We start from the raw sequence: 13758 nt of genomic DNA, 5'->3' as shown, positions 1-13758 counted from the left end.
CATCAGCTGTAAATTTAGCCATAGAAAAACTGCACCTCCAATTGTTAGACTGTGTCTAACAATTGGGGTGCAGTTCAAATCGGTGCTCTTTTTACAAATATCAAGCGTTATGTAGTTGAACATATAGATAACATGAACCCTCCAAATGAAATTACTCCTAGTAAACCTACTATAAATCCTGTTAAACAAATACAATCAGCAAGACAAATAGAAGACTGCGATAATGGAACGAATGACCTACTTGTACTCGACCCATATTGTTTTATTTTTTCATAATTCATATCTAACATTAAATGTAGACATGTTACACCATCCTCAATAGTATGTAGAGATTCTTTTTCTAATCGCTCCAATAATTTACTATCAAAAGAAACTGATAGAGGATACTGCTTATCTAATTTTATATTTTGATAAATTAGTTGCAAACGAGATAATATATTATTTTTCTTCTTTTCAGATGTTACTGTACATTTCATATTATTAAATTCATTTAATAACAGTGTCAATTCATCTCTTTTTCCGTATAAATCTTTAGCTATTTTTCTCTTTACTTTATACGAATGGAAAATAGATTTTAGTTCAACCATATTCATACACTTCCTAATTACATATTATTTACCCAATTATTTTATAGATAAACAGTACTTTTTAATCTTATTTAAAATACACTCAAGCAACTTATTTTACTATCGATTAACATTACATTAACCTTACACGGTTGTAATAAAATCATTAGCTAGAAGGAAGCAATGCCCAAACTAGACAGATATTTAATGATAAAACCATAAGAAAAAAACAATGATTAGATTTTAAATCTAGTCATTGCTTTATCCATCACATCTTGATTACACCTATATATCTTATTGTTACTCTTTCACTTGAATGATTGAATATATCCATTAATAATGACTATATTCTTTGTCGGCACGTACATATATAAAACTAATGTTTTTTAATTGATAAGGTGAAACTTTAATTAGCCCTCATCCATCGGGCTTTTATGGGCAGCCGGCCACCTAACTTCTCTTTGCTCTCGCTGAATTTTTTTAGGGTCTTACTGCCCGGCAAATAGCAGGATAAATGCAATCAATATTCATACGTTATAATAGTACCAGTAGTATCAGTAGTACCACTAAAACCATTAAAACAGTTAGAGCAACCGCCACAACCTCCGCAACCAAAACAACCGAAGCAACCAATACAACGGAATCCACCACAACGGAATCCGCCACAACCCCCACAACGACCACAACCCCCACAGCGACGAGCAGCATATTCAATATAGTAATATGGATATTGATTTTGCTGGTCCCAATAGACAATATTTCCAGATCGGTAATCATTAAGGCTTAACGCTTGTATTTCTTGTTGAAACTGATTCATTTTCATAACCTCCGTTTATAAAATACAACCTCATTGATGCTTCCCTATATTTCTGTTCGTTATATCTAAGTAGAAATAGCGCTATAAACTAAGTTCAATACGTACACCAACAAAGTATGACTTATTACTAGATGATGCACCTTGTTCATATACCTATTTTTACTATGGGCTCATTTTTATAAATAGAAATTATAAAATATAAATTCTAGCGTCATATCTTCATACTTACTAAGCTCAATTAATTTCTCAATAATCACGCGGACAAATCCTATATATTTCCATATATCACTTAGATTTTCTTGTACTGTAAATGCCTTTGCTATAACACCTCTAAGTAACCGGTTTCTATGAAGGTTAAGAAATTCCTATAAAGAAAAAAGCCCTAATTAGGGCTTTTTATTCTATTTCTCCAGCAAAGCTCTCTATGAAATTTCTAATTGAAAAAAGACACACTTAGATTGATGCGTCTTTTTGTGATGCCTCTTTTGTGAAATCATATAATGCAATTGCGCCTAAAAGAACAAGTATACCTTGAGGAACATCTAGTAAAATAGTTTTCCAAATTTCTGGAATTACCCATTTAATATCTGCTGCTGTTTCAAGATATGTTTGGAAATAGCTGATTGTAAAATTAATTATCCCTAAAAATACAAACAACGATAAACCAAATCGAATTAATTTCTTATTTGTAAACATATAACACCTCTCAAAATTCATTGGATATTCCTGCTTTTGCTTCTTTATATTTCTATATCTCTATATTTGATTTTAACACACAAAGAACTCAAAAAAATACAATATGCAAATTTGCATATTGTATGAACAGCACTTCATGTTAACTTAGAAATTCCTGCAAAGAAAAAACAACTCCGTTACAGCTAACAGCTCGGGTTTCTTTTCTTATTTAACTTCATACCACCAACATTTACGTTCTTTAATTGTAAAATAAATGTGACAGAAGTTTATCCAGTTAATGCGTAGACAATTAAATGAGCTAAATTATCGATATTCTATTTCACCATATCCGTAGCACTAATGACTTTACGCAAATTTGACAAGAAAAAATATAGAGATAGGTATGATCCATACCTATCTCTAACATTACTTCTATTCTTTATCCAATTACGTCTTTTACGTCTGTATCCACTGGCCACTTTTCTAATGTATAAGCCATTTCCCAAAATGAATATTCATATTGACTGCTAATAATAAAATGCTGTTTCATACGCTTGCGGTCTGCCTCTGTTACTTTTTCAGCAATAGTATCTAACCGTGTAATTTGTTCTTCAACTAGCGTACGGAACCAATCAGATCCATAAGCAGAAATCCATTCGTTATAAATTGGCTCTTCCGGCTGACATTCTTTTAAACGTTCCCCAATTTCGTAATACAACCAATAGCAAGGTAAAATTGCTGCAATGATATCTCCTAAATGCCCTTCATACGCAGCACGATACATATGTGAAGTATACGCATATGCAGTTGGCGCAGGAATAAAATTATCTTTTTCTTCTTTTGTTATCCCTAGCTTTTTAGCAAAATTCTCATGTAAAGATAACTCGGCCTCATATGTATTTTGAGCATGATGTGCCATACGAGCTGTCGTCTCTAATTCAAGAGCTTTTGCAGCTCCTAAAGTTTGTACTCTAGCAAAATGACTCAAATAATATGAATCTTGAAGCACATAATAGCGAAAACTAGCTAAATCTAACGTTCCTTCACCAAGTTTTTTTACAAAAGGATGGTTAAAACTCGCTTCCCAAATTGAATCTACTTCTTTACGTAATGATTGTGAAAAAGTCATTTAAATCCCTCCAATAATGTATAAAATATAAGTATTTATCCACAATTATTAAAGCTGTAAAATAAAAAAACTTTCTTTACAGGCGTAAAGAAAGTGAAATTGACAGTATTTATTTACTCATTAAATAGCAACGTCTTTCCCACTTCCCTACGCTGGCATTAACCAGATCAGGTACTAAGAGTCTCAAAATCACATTTGATCTCAGCCTATAAAAGGCCCCCCTAGTGGATAAATATTTTGTTTTTATAATGTATTCATCATAGCATACTTCGTGAAACTGTCAAAAGAATTAGTTATATAATCCCCTTAAAACCCTTCTTCTTTTCTAACTTTTAATGATGTTTCAATAATCATATCTAATAGTTTGCTATAACTAATTCCCGCTGCTTCTGCACTTTTTGGCAATAAACTTGATTGTGTCATCCCTGGTAATGTATTAATTTCCATTACATATGGAATTCCATCCTTCACCATCATATCAACTCTTGCATAAACACTACATTTTAATGCTTTATAACAAGCCAGTGACGCTTTATTTACACGTTCATTAATTTCCGCTGGAAGTTCGATAACTTCCTCAACTGTACTAGTATCATCATATTTTGCATTGTAGTCAAAGAACTCGGCTGCATGTCGAATTGAAACTATAGGTAACTGTTTTCCATCCAGAATGGAACATGTAATTTCATCACCTTTTATATACTTCTCAATTACTACTTCAGAATCCCATTCAAATACAGTTTCTAGCATTGAGATCAATTCATTTTTATTGTAAACGATTTTCACCCCGACACTCGATCCGCCAGAGTTTGGTTTTACCACTAATGGAAATCCTAACTTATCTAACTCATCAAGCTTTAGATCCTCCATTTTTGTAAGTTCAATCCAATCTGGTGTTTCTACACCTTCATAACGTAAAATCTTTTTTGAAATATTCTTATCCATACATATACTACTAGATAACATATTACTTCCGCTATAAGGAATCCCTAAACTCTCCAGTGTTCCTTGAACTGTCCCATCTTCTCCATATTTCCCGTGTAATGCGAGCAACGCAAAGTCAATGTCTTTCGCTTTTTCAATTAAATCCATTTTTTCATTTAATGTAATTGGGAGTATTTCATACTTATTTTTATCTAAATGAGCAATCATTTCATTCCCTGTCATAATTGAAACTTGTTTTTCAGACGATACCCCGCCCATAATAACACCGATTTTCATTTTCTCAACTCCAAATTTCATTTTTTAATGTATCACCAATTATTTTAATTCCCCGAACTATTTCTTCTTCTTTCAAGCGCGAAAACCCTAATCGGAAAGTGTTCGCCCCTTCTCCATCAGAGTAAAAAACATCTCCAGGTGAAAACGTAACGCCTTTCTCATAACACTTTTGTAAAAGTGTGCGGGCATTCATATGCTCTTCTAGCTCTATAAATAAATGAAGTCCACCATCTCCAGTCATTCTTTTGAAAGGAATGAACTGATTACACGCGCCGACAGCTAACTCATATTTTTTCTTATAAACCGATCTTGCCTTTTTTAAATATTTCTCAAAATATCCCTCATGTAAATATTGAAATAGAACCGCTTGATCTAACGTAGATGTGTGGATTGTTCTTGCTCTTTTTACGCTTTCTAAATAATGAATCAGCTCTTTATCTGCAATAATCCAACCTACACGTAAACCAGGGAAAAGTACCTTTGAAAAGCTACTAATATAAATCACATTATTGCCAGCTCCAGCAAAAGTTAATAAGGGAGCTAAATGTGAACCTGAATAACGTAATTCTTCATTAAATCCGTCCTCTATAATAGGAACCTTATATTTCGAGAATAACCTCATCAATTCCGTTCTTTTCTCTGAACTCGTAACAATACCGGTTGGATTATGATAAGAAGGAATTAAATAAGCAAAATCAAAATCTTTTTCACGTAAGCTTTTTTCAACTTCATTCGTATCAATACCATCCTCATTCATATCAATCCCATGAACTTCAAGTCCATGTAAACGGAACAGCTTTAGTGCAGCGTGGTGAGTTGGATTCTCACAAATGACACGACCGGATTTTTTTGATAAAGAAGAAAGTACAATATCCAATCCTTCTGTAAATCCATTTGTAATTAGAATATCTTTATTCGAAATGTCTACACCTTTCATTTCCATGTAATGAAGTAAATAATTCATTAACGGTTTATATCCCTTTGCATATCCGTAGTTCAATACGATGTCCCCTTCAATGGACATACGAGTAAGAAAAGCTCTTTTGAAGTTTTCAACATCAAATAGCTTCTCATCCGGGGCTATACTATTAAAAACAATCATTCCCTTTTCCCAACGAACACCATGTTTCATTAAATCTAATTCATCCGCTAATGCGGTCACTGTATTAAGTTTATTTTTCCAATCTATTTCAACAGACGAAGTGTTAGATATATCTACCTTCGCAACAAAGTTCCCTTTTCCTTTAACTGCATAAATGAGTCCTTCTTGCTCTAAATCTGCATAAGCAGCAAGTACAGTGTTTCTACTCACACTTAGTAATTCACTTAGTTCCCTTGTTGATGGGATTTTTTGATTCCCGAGCAAGTGCCCTTTCATAATCATCTTCTTCAAATAATCTTTCAATTGAATATAAACGGGACGATCTTTAACAACTTTAAAATCCTTAAACAATTCCTTACCCCCTGCAATCATTTTTGCATATTTATTTCATTCACAAAAGGTCCACGACATATGTATTTTTTATAAAGGGCGGTACGGTCTTACAAGTCTTTTCGATATAAGTTAATTACATCTTTTAAAGCTGCAGCTGCAGCGCCTCGTGGATTAGAAGCCCCACCAATTGTAGTAACTTGTCCCATCGTATCTGTAAAGAACGTAATTCCTTTTTCGGTCCCATTTACTTTTGCTAACGGATGATCTTTTTCTATTTCGCACGGTTCAACATTTAAATTCACATTGCCACCCTCATCCTTATATATTGATGCTATTAATTTAATAATTTTATGTTGTTCCTTAGCATTTTGTATTTGTTGTTTTGTAACGTGCTCGATTCCTTTTATATGTATATCAGTAAGTGTTTTCTCTGTTTCCATTAAGCTGTTTGTCAAAAGTAACAATTTACACGCACTATCTGAACCACTTATATCTAATATAGGGTTTGTCTCAGCAATTCCTTTATTTTGCGCTTCTTTCAGTGCTTCTTCAAATGTCATATCTTCCTCATACATTTTCGTAAGAATATAATTAGTTGTTCCATTTAATATTCCTTCTATTTTTTCAATACTGCAACCGGCTAAACTAAATTGTCCGATATCTAGCGTCGGTAGTGCAGCGGCTGTTGCACCGCTATATCGAATTCGTACATTTACGCCTCTTGCTGCTTCATTTATTTCTCTCCAGTTTGTAACGAGTGCACCTTTTGAAATTGCTACTATATCCATCTGTTTCTCAATCGCTTGTTTCATATATTGTTTCCCTGGATTTCCATCTTTAAGATTTGTAACTGTTGATTCTACCAATACAGTACCACTTATGCTAGTTGTTGCACGTTCCTTCGGATGATACTCTAAATATTTTTCAATTGCAGCGGTACCGCCACCATACATCAATAAATGATGAAGAGATAAGCCGTCTTCATTATGTATTGCAATATTTCTTCCTAATACGCCACTTACAACTAATTGAATCCCATATGTTTCATATATATATGAATACTTTTCATTTAATAATTTTATAAACTCTCTGCCTACTGTTCCGTATCCTGATAATACAACTTGAATCTTCATAATATCCCCCCATATTTTTCTACCAAACCCCTCTTTCAATATAATATAAAGCGCTCTCGAATTCCATCGAGAGCGCTTTATTATTACTTATTTCGGTAAACGTGATAGCTTTTCAGCAATTGTTCTATAAAACTCTTGAATGCTAGAAAAACCTAACGAGTCTGAAACACTTAATCCTACCATGTCGAGATGATCCCAATTCGCTTTCGTTTCGATATGATTCCATTTTCCAACCTGTAATGACTCATGATTATTTACAGCAACATTAGAAATTGGTGCAATCATAGAATTGGTATTTACTACACCATCATTTTGCCACCAAGAAGTATCAACTAACGGACGGTTTTCTTCATATCTCGCATAAGAACCTAAGAAAAATGCATTCCCCATCAACACTTTATTCATCGTTATATGAGGCAAATGTAAACCTGTAATAGGTGCTGCTTGTGATGCATGTCCACTATAAGATAAGTAATAAACATCCGGTTGCGTCTTTACCCAATTATTTAACTCCTTTGCACCATCTGTACTTAAATCCCATTGACTTATATCTTTTGTATTTTTCCAAAGTGAACTATTTAGAATACGATTACTATATTGGAAAAAGGACTCTCCAGCAATCTTCTTTATACCCCATTGATCCAATTTAAAATCATATAAAGATAAATTATTGTTTCCTCCAAAGCTCGCAGCTGTAATGAGTAAATCTTTAACGAACGGCAATAGAAGACTTCCGTCCGCGAGTGTTGTGCCATTATGAGGAGTTGCTAAAGTTGTAACACTATGAACATACGATTTACCGCCTTCAAATAGTGGTGATATCTTTGCGTTCGGATGATTTTTCACATAGTCTTTTTCTTCATAACTGCCTTCTTTTAATAACTGCACTAATGTTCTTGTCGTTTGTCCACCCATGCTATGCCCAACTAAATGAACTTTATTTGTTTCACTCCAATTCGGCGTAAAACCACTATAAGTTCTGCCAAAACGATTATGTCCATGTTTCTCAGCATGCGAGGCACCATAGTCTACTGTGCCACCGCTAATTTGCGCATACAATTCACATGCACGATCCCAGTTACTAGAAACAGGTCCAACAGCTGCGGTATGTACCGTATAACCATTTCGTTTCAAATCTTCCTGTATATCATGAACACCACCCCAATACTTTACGCCAAGCATTTCTTCTCTACCCCATCCAGCAAATCCATTCACCAATATGATAGGATAATTATTTGGTTGCCCCTCTTCAGCATATGATATTTTCGCTACGAATGAACATAAGGTCACTAATGCGAAAAAACATATTTTTAAAAATAACTTCCCCATACTTTCTCCCCCTAATAAAACGTTTACATTTTTCTTCTAAAAATTAACACAATGTTTTAACAACTTAAACATAATGTAAAGTATTTTATATACGTTGTATATATAGAAAACATATACAATTGTTGATAAATATTAATTCAAGTGAACATTTACTTTTTACAATACAACTTGTAAATCTGTTTATTTGAATTTATAATTAGATATAGTTTCCTCATGTTAAAAAAATTTAAAAACCATAAGAAAACTAATCTCATTGCTTGAAAAGGAGGAAAAAGCATGCAAATCGGATCAAATATTCATACATTATCTCAACCTACTAAAATAACTCCATCTACTCTTGAGCATAATACTATCTCTTCTACTAAACTGGAAAGTAAGAAAGTAAATGATCCTATCAAGTTTGATATTCGTTCATCTGAAAAAGAAATGAAACAGCCTGAGCATAAATTTAATGAATTAGATTTATGGAAGATGTTAAAGGATAAAGGTGTTCCTTTATGGATCATCCTTGAAATGCTACAAAAGGCTCGTAAAGAAAAAGAAGCCCAAAATAATTCAGTTCAAAATTCAAATGCGATTGAGGAAACAAACGAGACTCGATTAAATGAAGTAATGTAAAGCATAATATTTGATTGGTCTACAAACTAAAAAGAGTTCGGGGGTGATAAAGTTTCTATCAACCTCGAACTCTTTTTTTATGATTTTTCTCCAATCGTTACAAACTGGAAAGATACTTTTCCTTCCAAACCTTTAATTAGTTTTTTTACTTTAACATTTTCATTAACCAATGTATTATCTGTCGACATTTTAGGTTTTTCGTCACCTAGAGATTTTTTCAAATGAAGAAGATGCATTTTCATTTCATTTGCCTTTATTTCTTTATACACACTATTTTTTGCTACAATCATATACCATTCCGTTGAATATTTACGATTGTTACCTATCCAGGCATCACTATCGTATGTAACAGGAATCTCTTCCCCTCCTATTTTAATACTTTTCATAGTCTTATCGTCTTCACTTGTAAATAATAGTGACCCTTCTTTTGGGAATTTCGGTAACGTATCTATAATATAATTGGAGCCATTATCTTGTTTTCGAAAAAGTTTTTCTTTAATCAATGCTTGTGCTGTAGATTCATTTAAAATTAAGACATTTCCATTTCCAACTTCCCCTTTTTTCACAGAAAACACTTCATTTTCTTCCGTAATTTCCTGATAACGATTAATAATTGGTGAAATATTATTTTCATCTCCAATAATTAATACACCGTTTGCAGGAAATGAGTTGTCCTTTTTAGAACATGCACTAAAGCTTATTAAAAGTATTATAGTTAACATAAAAATAGTTAATATTCTTTTCATCACGATTCCTTTCATCATACAGTTCATTTTTCCACATACTTTAGTGTAGTCTTACAAGCTAATAAATTCTATTGCTCCATAACCTTATAAAGCTTTTGCAGGTAACGCCAACGGGTTATAAAGAAATATAAAACTTGTATACATATAAATGAAATTAAAATAACGATAGAGCTATTTATGATAGAAAAATCGACTAATTGCTGTAATGCTATATAAGCAACTACAGTATGAATCACTGCAACGAAAATTGGTAAAAAGAACATTAATAATAACTGCCTCGTTACAACTTTTTTCAACTCACCTTTACTTAATCCCATTTTCGAAATCATTTTATATTGCTGTTGGTCGCGATCCAAATCTGTATATAATCGGAAATAAATAAAACTAGCGGCGAATGTAAAGAAGACGATTCCAACTAAAATACTTACCATAAGTAATAAACCATTCTTTTGCTTTGCTTCCAACAAGTTTAATGTTAAAGCTTCAAAGTAGAAATCTCTGTCCCTAAGATTTTTATCGAATATACTCTTTAATTGATTTGAAATCTCTTTCGTTTTTATCCAATCATCTACAACAAATCCGTAAGTACGATATGGAATTTCTTTATTAACTGGGTCACTAGTAAGAGGTATTCCATCATATACCTGATCTTGAACAGCGATATAAATAGTTCTAGAATCATGTGGTAAAACTAAATTTTCTACAGCTTTTTTCACATGAAATGTCTTTGTCCAGTCACCTTGAATGACTTCTATATTCTTTTTATACTCGCCATTTTTAAATTCTTGTTTTTGTGATACGACTCCAGGAATTAATAAAATTTCATCTTCTTTTTCAATTGTTTCTTGTTGATAGCCTAGTGCTTTAGCAAGATCGTTGTATTCACTTAACTTCATTACATTTACGCCATTTTCTGTGTATATATATGAAGATGAAGCCATTCGATACGGAATATTAGCATCAGAAAGGTGTTTTTTTATAATAGAAAGATTTTTATTCAATACTTTGTCATTTTCAAAACTTCCATACAAAAATGTATACGGATTTGTCATCCTTACCAAATCCCTATTTCCAATTGCGGCTGTTGTACCAATTGCTGTAAATGCAACTGCTGAAACAATAGATACTATAAAAAACATCGTTGCATTATCTTTCATACGGTAAATTAATTCAGAAAATGTTAATATATTTGTTCTCTTTAAAAAGAAAGATTCTCTCCTTTTAGCAAGGTGCAGTATATACACGCTACACTGTGTATATAAAAAGTACGTTCCTATAATTACTAGAAGCACACCTATTCCAAGCGTAATAAAATTGGTACTTGGTATGAAGCGAAATACTGAAAAATATCCATACCCTATACTAATTAAAGAAAGTATCGATAATAAAACTGAAGATTTCGGTTCAGGTTTTGGCTTTTCCTCTGCTCGAATAAGTTCCACAAGTTCCGTTACTTTTATCATTTTAAATGTAAATAATGAAACAATTAAAAACAAGAAAAGAAATGTAATAACTGTTAATAATACAGCCTGCACTGGTATATAAAAAGGTAAACCATTATTAATCATTAATACACTTGCACTTATCAATAAGACTAGTTTAGAAAATATGAGTCCAATGAAAATCCCTATACAAATTGAACCAAGTCCAATCAACATATTTTCAATTAATAATAATTTCTTAAGCTGTCTCATTGACATACCTTGCATCATTAAAATACCAAATTCTTTCTTACGCGTTTTTAAAAACGAACTAACTGAATATAGAATGAAGAAAAATGAAAATACAAAAATCAATCCTTGCGAAACTGAAAATCCCAATGTACCAAATGCACTTATTGTTGCACTTGTCGATTTCAACTCACCTTGTAAATCAGGATGAAATAATAAAAGAGCATACGTAAAGAAAATCATAATAGAAAATGCAATACTTAAAAAATGGGCAGCATATGTACGCTTATTGCGAAAAATATTATTAAATGCGAACTGACGAAAAGTCATGCCTTTTCCCTCCTAACAAAGAAAGGACATCCATAATCTTTTGATAAAAAGTTTGCCTACTTTCACCACAATAAATTTCGTTATATAGTTGACCATCTTTAATAAAGATTACTCGGCTGCAAAAGCTCGCTGCATACGGATCATGTGTAACTAACATCATCGTTGCTTTTTCTTCTTTATTTAGAGTATCAAGCATCTCCATTACATCATTTGAAGATTTAGAGTCTAAATTCCCTGTTGGTTCATCTGCAAGTAACAATTGCGGCTTATGAACGATCGCACGAGCAATTGCTGTTCTTTGAGCTTGTCCCCCTGATATTTCAAACGTTCTTTTACTCAATATATCTATAATGTTTAATTTCTGTGCAATCTCTTCCACTCGTTTGTTCATATCTTGCACAGAAACACCATCTAAAGTCATCGGCAATACGATGTTTTCTTTTACAGTAAGTGTGCTAAGAAGATTAAATGATTGGAAAACAAATCCTAATTGTTTTCTGCGAAATAACGCTAATTCTTCTGATGATAATTGGAAAGGATTTGTACCATTAATAAATATTTCTCCCGATGATGGAGAATCAATAGTAGATACCATATTTAATAACGTTGTTTTCCCACTACCTGACGGGCCCATAATTCCTACAAATTCACCTTCTTGAATTGATAAATCAATATCTACTAATGCTTTAAAAGGTACTTTCCCTCTATATACTTTACTAATACTATTTGCCTGCAAAATTTCCATTTATATTCTCCCTTCATTTCCACCGCTCACTATAGAGTGTAAATGAATTGTCTTACAGCTCATATTGATTCATCTTTCATTTATCTTACACGCTTGTAAGATTTCTAAAAAAACTGATAACAAACCTATTTTCAATCTATAAACAAAGCATATCTATCTTATAATATTTGCATATTGGTTTGAATTACAATGCTATTTTCTAATCTTTATTTTATTAATATGAAAAGACCGATTTTTATCGGTCTTTTTACTTTCAAATATTATATTTTAACTGTTGTATGTAGTTAAAGCATATTTGAGTTACCCATTAAATACTATTTCACTTTATAATAACCTCTGCAAAAAAAATGAGTGCTTCGGTTTCATTGCAATCAAAAACGAATTGTAAATATCTGAGGCGGAAATGAATGTGTTTATCCAACATATAAATAATAAAATTGATTTAATATTTCCTGATACAAAGAACGACATCATGGCAGGTACTACTGATAATACAATAATAGGCAAGCTCATAAAGACCCAAAATCTCGTTTTGGATAAGACTGCATTTGTATTTAGCCCAAAAAATCTTTTACTAAATGTTAAGCTAATATCCCCTTTTTTACTTATTACTAAAATGTGTAAACATTCGTGAATGATAAAGATTAAGGTACCTATGCCGGATAAAATGAATATAAAAAAGCTTAGAGTTTTAGCTCTAAGCTTTTTTATGATTTCGTATTAATTCCTTTTACTGCACAATATTTTTTATCCATTCAGATTTACTCAATACATAATGATTATATAGTTGATTTGCTATCTTGTGTTCACTCAAATAAGTAAACCCGCATTTTTTAATAACTTTATTTGATGGTACATTGTTAATTAAAGTAATTGCGTTAAGGACAATTAAATTTGTTTCTTTAAACAAATAGTCAATTAAGCCTTTGGTCGCTTTTGTAGCATAGCCATGATTTTGATGTTTATTTGAGATAGCATACATTATCTCTCTGTTTGGTGAAGGGAGTTCTTCTTTCATGCCTGTGCAGCACCATCCAATGCATTCATTTGTAGCTTCCTTAAATATTCCTAGCTTTAACATATGATTATCTATGTTATTCGTAGTTTTCACTGCCTCAAGAAATGCTTTGTTTGCTGGTATTTCATAATTTGCAATCCAATCCACCCTTTGTTCTTTCGTCGATTTCCAGTCTGGTAAAAACTTTTCTATTTCCGGTTGATTGGCTATTTTATAAATACTTTCTGCATCTTTGACCATAAACCCTTGCAAGTATATATCTCCACAATCTATTCTAAATAACTTAGTTGAACTCTCTTCTCCCATGTTAATTCCCCTTACTTACG

13 protein-coding genes, 2 pseudogenes and 1 riboswitch are annotated in these 13758 nt (G+C 32.3%); of the genes and pseudogenes, 1 reads left to right on the top strand and 14 read right to left on the bottom strand.

Annotated features, from left to right (window positions below; all coding sequences use genetic code 11):
* Window positions 1-107: 107 nt before the first annotated feature.
* The 9 genes and pseudogenes from DOS87_RS14010 to DOS87_RS13970 all read right to left on the bottom strand — a co-directional run bounded on the left by DOS87_RS14010 (window position 108) and on the right by DOS87_RS13970 (window position 8305).
* Window positions 108-593, bottom strand: a complete 486-nt coding sequence (locus DOS87_RS14010) for a hypothetical protein (protein ID WP_002082715.1) — start codon at window positions 591-593, stop codon at window positions 108-110.
* A gap of 209 nt (window positions 594-802) precedes the next feature.
* Window positions 803-934 (bottom strand): annotated as a pseudogene (locus DOS87_RS14005) (site-specific integrase); the annotation flags it as partial.
* A gap of 152 nt (window positions 935-1086) precedes the next feature.
* Entirely contained in the window at window positions 1087-1389 is a 303-nt protein-coding gene (locus tag DOS87_RS14000) for a heterocycloanthracin/sonorensin family bacteriocin (protein WP_098578256.1), read from the bottom strand.
* A gap of 447 nt (window positions 1390-1836) precedes the next feature.
* Entirely contained in the window at window positions 1837-2100 is a 264-nt protein-coding gene (locus DOS87_RS13995) for a DUF3937 domain-containing protein (RefSeq protein ID WP_002082716.1), read from the bottom strand.
* Between the two features lie 397 nt (window positions 2101-2497).
* Window positions 2498-3187 (bottom strand): thiaminase II, encoded by a 690-nt coding sequence (tenA, locus tag DOS87_RS13990; RefSeq protein ID WP_000144509.1) that lies wholly within the window; start codon window positions 3185-3187, stop codon window positions 2498-2500.
* Window positions 3188-3314: 127 nt separating this feature from the next.
* Window positions 3315-3420: riboswitch (TPP riboswitch) on the bottom strand.
* Between the two features lie 73 nt (window positions 3421-3493).
* Window positions 3494-4408 (bottom strand): D-alanine--D-alanine ligase, encoded by a 915-nt coding sequence (locus tag DOS87_RS13985; protein ID WP_002162788.1) that lies wholly within the window; start codon window positions 4406-4408, stop codon window positions 3494-3496.
* Window positions 4409-4412: 4 nt separating this feature from the next.
* A complete protein-coding gene (locus tag DOS87_RS13980) occupies window positions 4413-5861 on the bottom strand; it encodes a MocR-like pyridoxine biosynthesis transcription factor PdxR (protein WP_000471637.1) in 1449 nt (482 codons plus the stop codon).
* Window positions 5862-5950: 89 nt separating this feature from the next.
* A complete protein-coding gene (locus DOS87_RS13975) occupies window positions 5951-6976 on the bottom strand; it encodes a homoserine dehydrogenase (protein ID WP_000701766.1) in 1026 nt (341 codons plus the stop codon).
* An 87-nt stretch (window positions 6977-7063) separates the two neighbouring features.
* A complete protein-coding gene (locus tag DOS87_RS13970; RefSeq protein WP_208730367.1) occupies window positions 7064-8305 on the bottom strand; it encodes an esterase/lipase family protein in 1242 nt (413 codons plus the stop codon).
* Between the two features lie 276 nt (window positions 8306-8581).
* Here DOS87_RS13970 and DOS87_RS13965 point away from each other — a divergent pair, with 276 nt between their 5' ends.
* Window positions 8582-8923 (top strand): DUF3914 domain-containing protein, encoded by a 342-nt coding sequence (locus DOS87_RS13965; RefSeq protein WP_001165517.1) that lies wholly within the window; start codon window positions 8582-8584, stop codon window positions 8921-8923.
* Window positions 8924-9000: 77 nt separating this feature from the next.
* On the opposite strand, the gene DOS87_RS13960 is transcribed toward DOS87_RS13965, so the two are convergent.
* The 5 genes and pseudogenes from DOS87_RS13960 to DOS87_RS13940 form a co-directional block, all read right to left on the bottom strand.
* Window positions 9001-9684 carry a lipoprotein BA_5634 family protein gene (locus tag DOS87_RS13960; RefSeq protein ID WP_231130553.1) on the bottom strand — a complete coding sequence of 228 codons (684 nt, stop codon included), beginning with the start codon at window positions 9682-9684 and terminating at the stop codon, window positions 9001-9003.
* A gap of 53 nt (window positions 9685-9737) precedes the next feature.
* Window positions 9738-11669 carry an ABC transporter permease gene (locus DOS87_RS13955; protein ID WP_098578258.1) on the bottom strand — a complete coding sequence of 644 codons (1932 nt, stop codon included), beginning with the start codon at window positions 11667-11669 and terminating at the stop codon, window positions 9738-9740.
* On the bottom strand, window positions 11644-12414 hold the full coding sequence (locus tag DOS87_RS13950; protein ID WP_000404444.1) for an ABC transporter ATP-binding protein: 771 nt from the start codon (window positions 12412-12414) through the stop codon (window positions 11644-11646). The genes DOS87_RS13955 and DOS87_RS13950 overlap by 26 nt, the downstream gene beginning before the upstream one ends.
* Before the next feature lie 314 nt (window positions 12415-12728).
* Window positions 12729-13089 (bottom strand): annotated as a pseudogene (locus DOS87_RS13945) (DUF3267 domain-containing protein); the annotation flags it as partial.
* 55 nt (window positions 13090-13144) lie between these two features.
* Window positions 13145-13738 (bottom strand): GNAT family N-acetyltransferase, encoded by a 594-nt coding sequence (locus DOS87_RS13940; RefSeq protein WP_000503550.1) that lies wholly within the window; start codon window positions 13736-13738, stop codon window positions 13145-13147.
* Window positions 13739-13758: the final 20 nt, after the last annotated feature.

The sequence above is a fragment of the Bacillus sp. CR71 genome (assembly GCF_003429245.1).
GTDB classification, from domain to species: Bacteria; Bacillota; Bacilli; order Bacillales; family Bacillaceae_G; genus Bacillus_A; species Bacillus_A thuringiensis_S.
Note: the sequence above shows the minus strand (reverse complement) of the source record. Positions and strands in the feature narration are given on the sequence as shown.